General features: G+C 46.7%; 13 protein-coding genes and 1 pseudogene. 5 read left to right on the forward strand and 9 right to left on the reverse strand.

Annotation, left to right across the window (positions count from 1 at the left end; genetic code table 11):
- Both NDI35_RS25935 and NDI35_RS25940 read left to right on the forward strand, forming a co-directional pair.
- On the forward strand, window positions 1–707 hold a 707-nt coding region (locus tag NDI35_RS25935), incomplete at its 5' end, for a polymorphic toxin type 44 domain-containing protein (RefSeq protein ID WP_445315238.1).
- 48 nt (window positions 708–755) lie between these two features.
- Window positions 756–869 (forward strand): annotated as a pseudogene (locus NDI35_RS25940) (photosystem II q(b) protein); the annotation flags it as partial.
- Between the two features lie 168 nt (window positions 870–1,037).
- On the opposite strand, the gene NDI35_RS25945 reads toward NDI35_RS25940, so the two are convergent.
- Both NDI35_RS25945 and NDI35_RS25950 read right to left on the reverse strand, forming a co-directional pair.
- Window positions 1,038–1,412: a DUF433 domain-containing protein gene (locus NDI35_RS25945; RefSeq protein ID WP_445315239.1), complete on the reverse strand. Its 375-nt coding sequence runs from the start codon at window positions 1,410–1,412 to the stop codon at window positions 1,038–1,040.
- 169 nt (window positions 1,413–1,581) lie between these two features.
- Entirely contained in the window at window positions 1,582–1,962 is a 381-nt protein-coding gene (locus NDI35_RS25950; RefSeq protein WP_445315240.1) for a hypothetical protein, read from the reverse strand.
- Window positions 1,963–1,971: 9 nt separating this feature from the next.
- Here NDI35_RS25950 and NDI35_RS25955 point away from each other — a divergent pair, with 9 nt between their 5' ends.
- The 3 genes from NDI35_RS25955 to NDI35_RS25965 all read left to right on the forward strand — a co-directional run bounded on the left by NDI35_RS25955 (window position 1,972) and on the right by NDI35_RS25965 (window position 3,972).
- Window positions 1,972–2,412, forward strand: coding sequence for a substrate-binding domain-containing protein (locus NDI35_RS25955; RefSeq protein WP_445315264.1), 441 nt, complete (start codon window positions 1,972–1,974; stop codon window positions 2,410–2,412).
- Between the two features lie 233 nt (window positions 2,413–2,645).
- Window positions 2,646–3,284: a lysophospholipid acyltransferase family protein gene (locus tag NDI35_RS25960; RefSeq protein ID WP_445315241.1), complete on the forward strand. Its 639-nt coding sequence runs from the start codon at window positions 2,646–2,648 to the stop codon at window positions 3,282–3,284.
- Window positions 3,285–3,438: 154 nt separating this feature from the next.
- On the forward strand, window positions 3,439–3,972 hold the full coding sequence (locus tag NDI35_RS25965) for a general stress protein (RefSeq protein WP_445315242.1): 534 nt from the start codon (window positions 3,439–3,441) through the stop codon (window positions 3,970–3,972).
- Between the two features lie 266 nt (window positions 3,973–4,238).
- On the opposite strand, the gene NDI35_RS25970 is transcribed toward NDI35_RS25965, so the two are convergent.
- The 7 genes from NDI35_RS25970 to NDI35_RS26000 all read right to left on the reverse strand — a co-directional run bounded on the left by NDI35_RS25970 (window position 4,239) and on the right by NDI35_RS26000 (window position 12,894).
- Entirely contained in the window at window positions 4,239–4,784 is a 546-nt protein-coding gene (locus tag NDI35_RS25970; protein ID WP_445315243.1) for a GAF domain-containing protein, read from the reverse strand.
- 165 nt (window positions 4,785–4,949) lie between these two features.
- On the reverse strand, window positions 4,950–5,540 hold the full coding sequence (locus tag NDI35_RS25975) for a YdcF family protein (protein ID WP_445315244.1): 591 nt from the start codon (window positions 5,538–5,540) through the stop codon (window positions 4,950–4,952).
- Window positions 5,541–6,257: 717 nt separating this feature from the next.
- Window positions 6,258–7,088: a GUN4 domain-containing protein gene (locus tag NDI35_RS25980; protein WP_445315245.1), complete on the reverse strand. Its 831-nt coding sequence runs from the start codon at window positions 7,086–7,088 to the stop codon at window positions 6,258–6,260.
- A gap of 150 nt (window positions 7,089–7,238) precedes the next feature.
- Window positions 7,239–8,381, reverse strand: a complete 1,143-nt coding sequence (locus NDI35_RS25985) for a hybrid sensor histidine kinase/response regulator (RefSeq protein WP_445315246.1) — start codon at window positions 8,379–8,381, stop codon at window positions 7,239–7,241.
- 151 nt (window positions 8,382–8,532) lie between these two features.
- On the reverse strand, window positions 8,533–11,181 hold the full coding sequence (locus tag NDI35_RS25990) for a GAF domain-containing protein (protein WP_445315247.1): 2,649 nt from the start codon (window positions 11,179–11,181) through the stop codon (window positions 8,533–8,535).
- A 14-nt stretch (window positions 11,182–11,195) separates the two neighbouring features.
- Window positions 11,196–11,420, reverse strand: coding sequence for a hypothetical protein (locus NDI35_RS25995; protein WP_445315248.1), 225 nt, complete (start codon window positions 11,418–11,420; stop codon window positions 11,196–11,198).
- 340 nt (window positions 11,421–11,760) lie between these two features.
- Window positions 11,761–12,894, reverse strand: a complete 1,134-nt coding sequence (locus NDI35_RS26000) for a glycosyltransferase (protein ID WP_445315249.1) — start codon at window positions 12,892–12,894, stop codon at window positions 11,761–11,763.
- Window positions 12,895–13,471: the final 577 nt, after the last annotated feature.

Raw genomic sequence — 13,471 nt, forward strand, 5'->3', positions numbered from 1 at the left:
TGTTCATTGAGGGAGTGGATAGGTTTTGTTTTTCACCCTCATTCTCTCCCGGCGCGGTGGCTCAAGTTCTACTTTTGCCACCGTTCTCATCTTTGGTTAGTCTAAACTACAGTCATTATGTTTGGGCTTATGTTTTTGAAAACGAAGGTGCTGCGTCTTTTGATTTTTCCTGGGATCATGGCTGGGATAAAACTCGGGGCGGTTTGAATTACGCGGATGGTGATACAACCCTTCAATATATGTACGAAGAAATGAAAAATAATGCTTCAAGTGATTATGTGAAAAATATAAAACGCTTGAAAGATCAATGGTGGAGTTCTTTTTCTCAAGGCAGTGCTGATGGTCTCTGGGTAAATAAAGTCAATAAGAATCAAGAATGGGATCACAAACCAAAATTAGACTCTCTTTTAAATTTGAAAGGCTCAAATGATTATGCTTATCCTGTCTGGGGGAAGAGCGCTCGTGAGTTCTATTATGATATCTGGTCAAATATTCACTACGGTTACGTTGGAAAAGCGGCTGGCTTTTCTGACGGGTATCTACAATTTGGTGCAGGTTTGAATGATTTATGGGAGACACAACAGTTAAATGGCCCGGATAAAAATGCGGTCAATTTAGGCATTGAATTGTGGAATGAAACAGGAGGAAATCCCAATAACTTAACTTCCGAAAAATTGCGACAAAAAGTAGTTAGCAAAGCGTCATAACTTAGCACATATAACATTAACAATTGAGCCTAAAAGTTGCGCTTCATGGCTAAGTTAGGTATGAAAGTAATGCACGAGCGCAATGCTCACAACTTCCCTCTGGATTTTGCCGCTGGTGAAGCTACGACCGTTGCTTTTGTTGCTCCTGCTATCAATGGCTAGGTTTTAGTTGTTGATGGACAAATAACGCCCGATCGCCACTATCGATCAGCAGACTCACTTCGTCAAAGGTGATAAATCGAATGAATACCCAATCTAGCCAGCCACTACTCAAAATGCTACCTGAGAGAAGTACGGCGTGTCCTCTCAAATTATGATCGACTAAAAAATTCATGGCTGAGACTTAAGTTTGGCTTTTGCTGCTTGAAGTTTTGCTCGAATAGCTTCTTCACCAGGTTTGGGTGGTTGAGCGGCAATTCTGGCAATCAGATCGCGATTTTTTTCTTCATAGTACAGCCGCAGTTCCTCAGCTTCTTTAAGAACCATTTGATACTCAGCTTCAACATCAGCGCGATTTGCCTCAATATAAGCTAAAGCCGCGTTAATTTGTTCCTCTGTAAGGTCAAACAATCCCCTGATAAACTTAGGCGGATATTGAGCCGTCACATAGTCCATGATGTCGTAGATAGTGATGCGCGTACCTGCGATCGCTAGTCCTCTTTCTGTACGGATGATAGCTGTTGCTTCCTTGGATATAGTTGTCATCTTGATAGCTTCCTATAAGTTATCTGTATATTACTAAGCTGTTCTGCATTTAAATTGTATTTCAAAAAAACATAAAACTCTTGTGGGGTGGGCGTCCCGCCCGCCTCGAATATGCTATTTAAATGCGCGACAGCTTAGCTGATTTCTCGCAAGTGGATTTTATGATATATTAACTATTAGCAGACTGAGGGCGAAACCATTGCACAAAATTCGTCCACCGCTGAATTTTATTACCAGTAATATCTAAAATTGGAATAGAACGAGTCCTCGATATTGGCCGCCCAGCCTCTCCCTGAGAATATTCGATCGCACTACGCTCTGGTTTGCCTAAACCATAAGTATTAGCAATATCGCTAGCCAACTGACAGTTGATTCTGAATTGCCCCATATCAATTTTACCCTTTCCGGCGCGGTAATACCAAGTTCTACCGCCAGCGTTGGGTATCTCTGGATAGTCTGAATATGTCACCTCAAACATCTTGGCAATAGGCACGTCATAGAGCCACAATTGACCCCCATAAGCAGATTTTGTGGTATTGGTTTCTGACACCGTAAGGGTATACGTTCCTCCGCTCAAGTTCAAGATATCTTCAAGAGAAATACTCCAGACTGGTCGAAAGTCGGCGGCCCGGCGGGCCCGATTAAAGTGATAAATCGACCGGAATTTAGCGGCACTCACCAAACGTTTAAAGAACAAGTGCTCTCTGGCGCTAATTTTGGCACGGGGCCGAATATCACTAAGCTCGATCGAGATGCAACAACTCCCCTGCTGCAAGCTTTAGGCAACAACGGCATTGGCTATGCGACTTTCGCTCAAGTAGTCAATCACAGAACGGTGCGCGTTGTTCCAGTCAACGGTGCGACGCCGGATGCGGGTAACTATCCTTACAAGCGGCAGTTGTACAACGCCTACAAAAATCCTCCTCGCCAAGCAGTTAAGGATTTCTTGGGCTATGCGACTTCTTCGGAAGGACAGAAAGCTATGCTGACCGGAAATTGAGCCTTTGCAAACCTCCGACATTCAGCGAAATAGTCCACCAGACAGAAGTCTGGCGCTACACAAGCTTGCGTCCGCGCAGGCGGACTTCGTCTTTAACCCACGTAGGTGGGTTGTGTGTGTGTAGGCGGGGTTTCCAACCGCCCGCAACCCTACAAACCTCAAAATACTATTCATTTGTCATTGCTGAACTGATAGGCTAATATTCGATGTAATTTAAAATTTAAGGTTTTTCTGTGAGCAAAAGTCGCGAACCCGTCGAAAGTTTACTTCTCTACTATTTATTCAAATGGTCAATTGTCAGCCCGATGCTGCACCTTTACTTTCGAGGCCGCATCTACGGTGCAGAAAATGTTCCAGCAGAAGGGCCGGTGGTAGTAGTCAGCAATCACGCCAGCGATTTTGACCCGCCGATTTTGTCGAATTGCATGAGGCGGCCTGTCGCATTTATGGCAAAGGAAGAGTTATTTAAAGTTCCTATTTTGAAGCAGGCAATTACGCTTTACGGTGCTTACCCAGTCAAGCGGGAAAGTGCCGATCGCAGTGCAATTCGATCGGCTATCAACTCTTTGGAAAATGGCTGGGCGACGGGTGTATTTTTGCAGGGAACTCGCACCCCAGACGGCAGAATTACTGAACCGAAATTAGGTGCTGCGCTGATAGCTGCTAAGGCAAAAGCGCCGCTGTTACCTGTTAGTTTGTGGGGAACTCACGCGATTTCGTCGAAAGGTTCGGCAGTGCCGCGTCCGGTGCCGCTGACGGTGCGAATTGGCAAGCTAATTGAAGCGCCCGGTTCCTCGGATCGCGAGGAGTTGCAAGCCTTGACTCAAAGATGTGCGATCGAGATTAATGCCATGCACGATTTGGGTCGCTGATTTTATAACTTTTGTTGCTGTTTTTCAGGTTATATCTACAGATAGATGAATGCTGAAGATAAACACAGAAAAATATCAATATAAGTGATGGGAAACAAGCGCAATAATTAGGCTTGAATTTGAGTTTAATTTTACAGGGGATAAGAAGAAAGATATGGTAACAAGCAATCAAACCCGCGCGTTGGGATTGTTTTCTAACCGCGAAGATGCCGAGCAAGCTCTGGTAGAATTGAAATCTTCCGGGTTTCCAATGGATAAAGTTTCGGTTGTTGCTAGGGATGCAGGTGAGTCTGTAGGCGATACTCAAACGAGCACTCAGGTGGGCGAGAAAAATCTAGACACAGGATCGGCAGTGGTTGGAGAAACTCTGACAAATAGTGCTTTAGCCAGCTTCCTAGTGGGTCTCGGAAGTTTAGCTATTCCCGGAATCGGGCCGATGATTGCAGCGGGGACTTTCGGCGCCTCACTGGTGGCTACCGTAGCAAGCACTGGCGTCGCGGCTGCGAATTTCGGTGGAGTGGTGAAAGCCTTGACTGACTTGGGAATTCCCGAAGAAACAGCTAGAACTTACACGGATCGCCTGCGGGCCGGCGATTATTTGGTGGTAGTAGATGGCGCTGAGGATGATATTAGTCGGGCTCAAGGGATTTTCAGCAGTCGGGGCATTCAAAATTGGGGCGTTTTTTAAACAAGAATTGTGCACCAAGTCTATCCCTAGGGCGATGCACACCTCACCATTGCTGAGAACAATCAGCTCAAATGTAGTACCCGACTTTTGTTTTAAAATTAGCGCATCGATCCCCCCTAACTTAAAAAGGGGGGAACCGGAAACGGTCTTTCGTCTGCCGGGAAAAGCATTGAGATTCGGCTGAAACCCGGATATAGACGTGGTTTTAGTCTTAAGTTGACATTCATTCAATGCCCACCCGCTCCCTACAGGTAAATTATTGATTTTTATCGCTCATCTTTTGATGCTGAGGCGGCGACATAAGCGACAGCTAAAGGCGAAATTTTTTCTGTAACTGCTGCGATAACTTGGCGCTCAAAGTCAGTCCAAACTCTGGGGCGATCGAACATACAAGGCTGCAAAACCCCCCACAATAAGCCGTCAGCACAAAGGTGAGCGTGAATCAAAGCTCGATGTCCGAACTCTTTTGCCTCAAAATTTTTGTTGACAACTTCAGGATTTGCTGTTTCAACATCCTCAACAAAAATCGAAGGTTCAGTTCGCAAAGCTGCTGCAAACAAAGGGTCTTCTTCCCCTAAAGATTCTGGTTCTTTTTTCCATTCTGCGTCCCAAACCTCTGGAATGTTCGAGTTGTGACGCCAGCAGTAAGGTACTCTGCCCATTTGCGTTTCAGGATTGCGGAGGTAGAGAAAGACCCGATCGCAATTTAATACCTCGCCTAAAGCCGGCACCAAAGCCGAAAAAACAGCATCCGGTGTTTTGGTGTCACTCAAAATTTTATCCAGAACTTGCGGCAGAATTTGCTCGGTCATTAACTTTGGCTCTTGAAGTTCATCTACTAATTTTAAACTACTCCTTCTCTTCTGTTACGCATTTATCATCCGCATCTTCCCGGTTCCTTAAATAGTTATAGAAAACAAGTTTTAAAACCTGAGCCAATGGCAAAAAATTAACAATTGCTCAATGCTTCCCTGTGTTTATTCAATTCTGGCTTGGCTGAAGTTAGCACCCGTATAACCGGTTGTCAGCCAAAGAATAGCCCTAGCGCCGTCGCGAATAGCTTTTTCCACCGGTTCGGGGGTTCGCCCAGACGGAACTGCCACAGGCTTAAAGCTAATGCCTCGACTGCCGAGCACGATTTCGCCGATAATCTGAGCTCGCCGCATATGATCGTCAGAAGTGATCAGATACACGCTCTCAATCCCTTGAGCTTTCAATTCATCTACCAAGGTGGTAAAATTTGTTACCGTGTCCACTGCTCTGTAGTCTAAGTGCAGGCGATCGGACTCAATTCCCGCTTCTGAAAACACCCATTCCGCAAACTCCGGATTGCTCCCAGACGACACCCAAATCGGCAATTCAGGGTGATCCAGAGCAAATTTGGCGGCAAACACCTCTCGCTCCGTAGCTCCACCTAGAACTAACAAAGCTTGGGGTCTCTGAAATTCGCTCTTAACCTGCTGATAGCCCAACCAACACGCCATCAAAAGCCCTACTAGGAACCAAAAACTGCGTGAAGTCTTCAAAGGCTTGTAACGCTGCGTGTTTGAATTGATTCTTAACCACATCTAAACCTATAAAAATTTTATGTAACTCACAAAGGAACAATAACAAAAAATACCGCACGTATAGCCCACTAACAGGAATTAAAAATTAAAATTTAAAAAAGAGTCGGGGGATCATAGATTTTAGATTTTAGATTTTAGATTTTAGATTGACTCTACGCTGGTGGTGGGGCTTAAACAGGTGATTTTAGATTTTAGATTTCAGATGGATTCTATAGAGGTTCTGCGTAAGTCCTCGTCTTCAAGCAAGTATTCGTCTGTCGGCGAATTCGTTAGCGGATATGCAAAAAAGAGGGGCAAAACTTAAGCTTTCCCCTCCTGCTGTTAATTTTTCTTGATTTTTAACGGGACTGGCCGGGTTCGAACCGGCGACCTAGCGCTTCAGATTTGTGTGAGTTTCCCCACTCTCCGGACTATACCTTCACCATAGGCTTGCAGCCTTTAGGTGGTGACCGTCTAGTCTCTAAACCTTCCTGATTTCAATATAGGCGATTGTTTAATCGCCCTGAACTCAGGCTTGGCTTGGTATTGCCTTAGAGTCATAGGAACCCACGAACTCTTTAGGTTTCACCAAATTTGACCACATTCACTCCTAGAGTTTCCTCGCAGGGTGCCCGATTCTTCAGGAGGCGCTTGCTCTATCCATCTGAGCCACAGCCCCAGTTGCTAAACCGTTTTGATTATAGCAGTTAATGTCGATTTTGATTTTTTTTTTGATGATTACCGATCGCACGCTACCAGTTTCGCAGCGATGCGGGCAAAGTTTTCTGCTGCGGTGAGTTTACCGGCACCATAACAGGCGCGCTGTCTCCATGCGGTGACGGGGAGATGTCCGGGGGGAGCATCTTCGTTGAAGGAGAGCTCGCTGTAATATTTCCAATTTTCCTTGACTCGCCAGCCGACTCGATCGCAAAATTCAGTATAATTTGCCTCGGTACTTTCCCAAATCTGCTGCTGCACGCTCAACCCGAACCGCCCGCTGCTGTATTGTTGCCAAAGTTGGTCGATCGTGCGAAGGTCTGTAGGAGGAAAACTCTCAATATCGGCTGCACTCAGCCAACCTTCGTCTTCCCTGACAGCGATTTTCAGCAAGATTTCCCAAGTGTGTTCATCAGCTTTGCGCCATTTTCCCGTTTCTAATAGCTTTGTCAGTTGCCGGTAGTCCATCCCTACTTCGGAGATAGCCGGAGTTTGGTCAGGTATGGCGCCGATTTTGTCTTCCAGCCGCAGTAGAGTGCTGACAATCAATTCGGGGTTTAGTTGTTCGAGGCGGTACAGAACCCATTCTAACTGAGATTGAATGTATGTGCGGGCGATCGCACCTTGCTGCACTTCCCCCTGCAACTCATCAAATTTAGCTAACCAATTTTGTTGATTGCGGGCCAATTCCCACATTTGTTTGGCCCACTGCAATCTAACTTGTTCTTTTTTTAAATAAGTTTTGGAAGGCTTAGCACGCTGCGGGTAGGGAGTCAAATCCCAGCCGCAAATCGAGCACAACTCTGCTTTTTCTTCTATGTATTCAGCACCGCACACTGGACAGTTAGACATATTTCCATAAATTCGGTTGCCAAGTAATTAGATGACATCCGGTAAATTAAACATCATTCGATTAGGTACGCACTTCGCACCCTACAATTACAGTTTATCTGTAGTAATGTGCGCTTTTCGCACCCCAAAGTTAGAGTTAATTATACCGCTCTAACAAGGCAAGCGAATAGTAAACAAACTGCCTTTGCCCAACTCGGATTTTACCTCGATCGTGCCGCGGTGAGCTTCGACTATTTGGCGGCAGAGGTGTAGTCCCAAACCTGTACTGGATCTCCTGTGAGTTCCCGAGCCAAACCTTTCAAATAACTTTGCTTTTTCGGCGGGAGAAAGGCCGGCACCGGTGTCTTTGATTTCTATAATTACCCATGCCAGCGGTTGGTTTTTGAAGCTAGTATAAGCAGGTGAATTGGCAGCTTTTAAGCTGACATCTATTGAGCCTTTGTCGGTGAATTTAATCGCATTGCCGAGGAGATTTGTCAGCAAGCGGTGCAGTTCCAGACGATCGCCCGGATACTTCGCAATCGGGGCACTTTCTCCACTTTCTGTCAAGTCTAAATTTATCGACAAACCTTTAGCATCGGCTAGGGGAGCTAGCTCTTCAGCTACCTCAGTAATAAGCTGGCGCAAATCCACGGCAGCGAAACTTAGGGATTTGGCGCCTGCTTCGTAGCGGTAGACTTCCAGCAGCATATTTACGAGCGCGATCAGGTTTTTGTTGCTGCGAACCATCGTCCCCAAAGCCTCGCCCATCTGAGGCGAAATTTCTCCCAAAGCTCCCTGCTGCATTAAAGTTATCATTCGATCGGCTGCTACCAGCGGCGTCCGCAAGTCGTGAGCGAGTCGGGAGACAAAATCTTCGCGCTGGAGGGCGATCGAATTGCGCTCGTCTACACTGTGTTTTAGCCGCAGGAGCGATCGAACCCTCGCCAGCAGTTCATCCATTTCCACTGGTTTGCGGATGAAATCGTCTGCTCCCATGTCCAATCCCTGCACTACGCTCGCACTGTCGTGAGCAGTGATCAGCAAAATCGGCATAAAGGGCAATTCCTTATTGTCTCGGATTCGCTTCGTGACTTCGTAGCCGTCCATTCCCGGCATCATCACGTCTAGCAGTACCAAATCCGGGGCTGACTTGTCAATTTGACTCAAGGCAGAAAAGCCGTTTTCGGCCGTGCTAATTTCGTAACCTTCTTCTTCGAGGATTGTTTGAACCAACAAAACATTATCTGGTGCGTCGTCTACCACCAGAATCCGATCAGCTTTTGTGGCATTCGGAACAGATAAATAACTCATTTAATTGTTAGCCTGGAAATAAATTCTAAACTTTAATATGGCATCCGATTTATGATTTCACATTTTTACACTTGTTAACTCTGTCATAAGGAATATCTCACAACTTTATCAAATCTTTTTACTTTTGAGCACTCGGATGTAATATAATCTACTACTTGGTTGTCATCGTATGCACACCGTCCCAATCGTCCGGCGGGGGTACTTCCAAATAGCTCAGGGATCGGTCGAGGTGAACTTCCACAGGTCGATCGCTTGGTCGCATTCCTAAAGCTGCTTCAAAATAACTAATAGCTTTCTGAAAATTTCTAGCAATATAAGCATCCCTACCGTTACTGTAAAGTTCCAAAAACCGAAGGGTTTCCCCATCAATGGGTTCAGAACTATTTTGCAGCAACTCGTAAATACCCACTGGCTGATTTTGGCCCTTAACCCGCACCTTGTCTAACTCTCGCACCCAAATCCCTTCGCGGCACAAACTGTATGTAAATTCGCTCAAAATTATATCGCAACCGTACTCCTTCGTAAGCTGTTCCAATCGCGCACTCAAATTCACCGCATCCCCGATTACCGTGTAATCCATTCGCTTTTGAGAACCAATATTTCCCGAAACCACCTCTCCGGAACTAATCCCAATGCCGAAGCGAAACGGAACTTCGCCGGGGCGAGAATCATTAAACTCTTTCAAACGCCGGCGCATATCTAAAGCCGACTGAACCGCCATCCAACCGTGACTTTCCGGGGGATTCAGCGGCAGGGGCGCGCCGAAAACCGCCATTAAAGCATCGCCGATAAACTTGTCTAAAGTGCCTTCGTAGTGGAAAACGGCCTCCACCATCGTCTCAAAATATTCGTTTAGCAGGGATACCACCTCGGACGCTCCCAGATTTTCGGTCAGCGTGGTGTAGCCGCGAATGTCGGAAAATAAAATAGTCACTTCTTTGCGTTCGCCCACCATCATGGCGCCTTCACCCAAGGCCATCACTTTATCTACGACTCCAGGAGTCAGGTAGCGGTACATCGTATTTTTCATCCGCTTTTCGTGGCTGATGTCTTCGAGTACCACTAAACCGCCGCGCACGCCACCCTCTGGATTGATCAGCGGGTTGACAGTCAAATTCAAACTACGTTCAATTACTTTAATTCTAGAGGCGGGGATGGGCAGCGGACAATAAGGGTGATACAGGGCAGAATTTCGCAGCGCAAATAGAGATTGGGCATTAGCTAATTCTGCCAGCGCTACTTCCTCAGTCCACGCGCTGTTTTCGCCCCAAGCGTAATATAAATTCGGATCGGCGCGATCGGGCACGGCCAAAATATAACTTTCTTCTTCTTCTTTTTGTTGGGAATTTAACGTTTTTTCTACCAACAGTCCCACAGTTAAACTTTGTTCGGGAACGTAATGTCTGGCAGCATTTCTGAGACTGTCTTCTAGTCGAAATTGCAAATTGTCGATCGGCACAACTTCCCAAACATAGCGATTCACCAGTTTATCTTCCCAAATCTGGGGATTGTGTTTGCTTTTAGCTTGATTTACCGGACAGCCCAACAATTCTAGGGCTGCTTCGTTGATCGTCACAACTCGCCCCTGTAAATCGGTGGAAATCACTGCATCAGAAAGACTTTGCAGCATATCTTTCTGATACTGTTTTTCCACCATCACGTTCTGAAACAGTTGAGAATTTTGCAACGCCATTCCCGCCTGGGAATTAAACGCTCGCAAAAACTCTTCGTCAGAAGGAGTGAAAGTGCCTTGGTTCTTATTAATTAGCTGAGTTACCCCGATCAGCTCACCTTTAGCGTTATGCACCGGCATACACAAGACAGTTCGAGTGCGGTATCCCGTTTGCTGGTCTGTTGAGGGGTCAAAGCGGGGATCGTCGTAAGCATCTGTAATGTTTAGAGGTTGACCCGTCGAAGCTACGTAACCAGCAATTCCCTTATTAGCAGGAATGCGGATTTCCATCATCGTTGTGCCGTCAGCCTTGGCGACTTTTGTCCAGAGTTCGTTAGTTTCCCGATTTAACAAAAATAGCGTGCTGCGATCGGCTTGCATCAAGTCGCGAGCTTGATCCATCACAGAGCGCAAAGTTGTTTCCAAGTCAAGACTTTGACCCAAAGTCGTGGTGGCTCTCAAAAGTGCGGCAACCCCTCGCTGGTTGCGGGCCACGACGTAGAAAGACTGACAGCTTTCGAGAATAATCCCGATCGAATCTGCAAAAGCCTGGAACTGCTGTTCGTCTTCTTCGCTAAAAGGGACATTGCCAGCTTTATTTAAGAGTCTGACCACCGCTACGGGTTCGTGTTGGCTCTTGCTGCTAAAAATTGGCATACAGAGCATGGTCTCGATCTGGTAGCCCGGTGGTTCGTCTACTTCGGAATTAAAATGCTCGTGCGATCGAGCTTCCGCGACATTGATCGATTTTCCGGTTGTTGCTACGTAGCCTAAAATGCCTGCATCCATAGGCAAACGAACTTCTAAATCTTCGCCAAGCGGATCGACGGTTTTGTGCCACAGTTGATTTTTGTTGGAGTCAACCAAAAAAATTGTTGTCCGGTCTGCTTGCAAAATTTGACCAATTTTGACAGTGAAGGCATCTAAAAGTTGCTCTAAGAGACTTTCGAGTGCTTCATTGTTAATCAGGTCCATCGCCCGGATAAATTGCTGAAATTCAGCCGTGATAAAGTCGAGCAGGCACACTAATTCAGGAACTGGCAGGCTCTTAACGCGGGAGGTCAATGCCCCCATAAAATTGACTTGAGTCAGTGTAGCCAGAACGCTACCAGTATTGGAGAATGTCATGATTAACTGCTTGCTCAGATGGGTAGACTGACCGCAGGTCGATCGGCGCTAGATGCGACGGCGGTGCAAACTCTTGAATTTGTTTGCAAGCGCATCGGCACTCGCTTGTCGCTTTGAGGAATCGTCGTGAGTTCAAAAGTGGCGCACGCAACTTCAGTGTGCTTGTTATATGCTCGATCTTTTTTACAACCTCGATACTGATGAGGGTTCGTCAATTCAAGCTGAACTTGAGTTCGCAAAACTGCTAGCCTGAAAATTAGGTGACAGGCTTTAGTTCGATCGAGAGTGCAGTGTGGATTTGACGCTCTGTGCTCGGTCCCAGCGCGCGGTGTGACTGTTTTAGCGCACTCGGCGACCGTATCCGGTCAGGTAAAGGGCGCTATGAAAGCAGCGCGCAAGGCATTCCTACAGAGCTTACTCATAGTTTAATGGTAAACGCAACAGCAGGATAACGACGGTAATTTATGGATCGAAAAAGTTCGATCGGTCTTTGAAAACATCCCTCCTCACTACCAACTGACGATCGAACAGCGAAGCTAAGCTGGAGCTTATGTTTAAAGGTGCTACAGATCCTGACATTTATGCCGCTCTGGGCATGGACTCGGTAAATACCACTGATTGATAGTAGCGCTGCAGTTGTGCGGCGGCCGCGGCCCAACCCCAGCGTTCGGCTTCTCGGCGAGCGTTATGGCGCAGGGTTTCCCGTTCTTCGGGATTCGCAAACAGACGCTTGGTGGCAGCCAGAGCTCCTTCTTCGTCGGCGGGGTCAAATAAATATCCGTTAACACCGTCGGTGACGATATCGGGAATTCCGCCGCTGCGCGCCGCCACTACAGGCGTCCCCGCAGCCATTGCTTCTAGGAGCACTAAGCCCAGGGTTTCGGTGCGGGAGGGAAAAATGAAGGCGTCGGCCGATGCGTAAGCTCTGGCGAGTTCTTGTCCCTTGAGGTAGCCGACAAAATTGGTGGGTGTACCGGCAAAATATTGTTCAAGGGTTTGCCGGTGCGGGCCGTCTCCCACTAAGGCGAGGCGGGCGTCGGGAATCGCTGCGAGAACTGGTTTGATGCGTTCGATTTCTTTTTCTGCACCGAGGCGGCCGACGTACAGCAACAGGGGACTGTCTGGGTTATTTGCAGAAAGGCGCGATCGCATTTCTCGACTTGCCAATTCCGGGACAAACATTTCAGTATCTACGCCCCGCTGCCACAAATCTACTCGCTCAATGCCGTGGGTTCTCAATTCCTCCACCATTGCTGTGGAAGTGCAGAGATTCAATTCTGCTTGGTTGTGCGCTCCTTTGAGTAGTTCCCACAATAAAGGTTCGAGGACTCCGAAACCGTAGTGGTGCAAGTATTTCGGCAAATGCGTGTGGTAAGAAGCCAAAATCGGAATGTTGAACTTTTTGCCGTAATATATACCGCCCAATCCCAAAATAGCGGGATTGACAACGTGAATAATATCCGGTTTAAACTGCTCTAATTGGCGACCGACAGCCGGAGAAGGAAGTGCCATTTTCAATTCCGGGTACATCGGCAAAGGCAAACCCTCCACACCGTAAATTCGGGCGCCTTTGTATTCTTTAATCCCGTAATCTGGAGAAAATATCAGAACTTGTTCGCCCGCGCGCTGCAAGTGATCTACAGTGTGAATCAGGCGCGTCACAATGCCATCTATTTTCGGCAGAAATGTTTCAGTGAAAAGAGCAATTTTCATAAAAATAAGTTATTTAGGGAGCCGATAATCCTAGCCTGCGGCCAAGGTCATCGGTAACAGGATACACTGTGTCGGGGACCTAAGTCATTGCGTGCGATCGGCTGCTTTTCTACACTTCTTCTTTCAGTTGCACTACCGCTAATTCCGAGCGAGAGGTTGTTGGGATAAAATGCAAATTCCCTGAATGCCAATTGATAAAATTATCCCACCTAAAAGCCATCCTCAACTGTCGGTCAAGCAATTAATTCTGTAAATTTCCTGTGCTGTTCCGGCAATTTATCTGGCTTTTTAAGTGACCAATAAGCCTTCGCTAACTCGCCACTAATTTAGAGCACTCGGCGTTACAGCAGCCCATTCCCCTATTAAATAATAAGCAAAAACTGCCCTCGCTGAAAATCCAGGCAGAACCACCAAAAGCAACAGAATGAGAATTCGACTTTTCAGGGAATTTTTTCCCAAACAAGCCAGCCATAAAAACCTGATGCCATTTTTTAATTAACCGCAGAGGACACAGAGGACACAGAGCAAGAGATACAAAAGATAGATCTTCGTAATATACAGCCAAATCCATTCAGAA

The organism is Microcoleus vaginatus FACHB-2002 (assembly GCF_040004035.1).
GTDB lineage: Bacteria > Cyanobacteriota > Cyanobacteriia > Cyanobacteriales > Microcoleaceae > Microcoleus > Microcoleus vaginatus_C.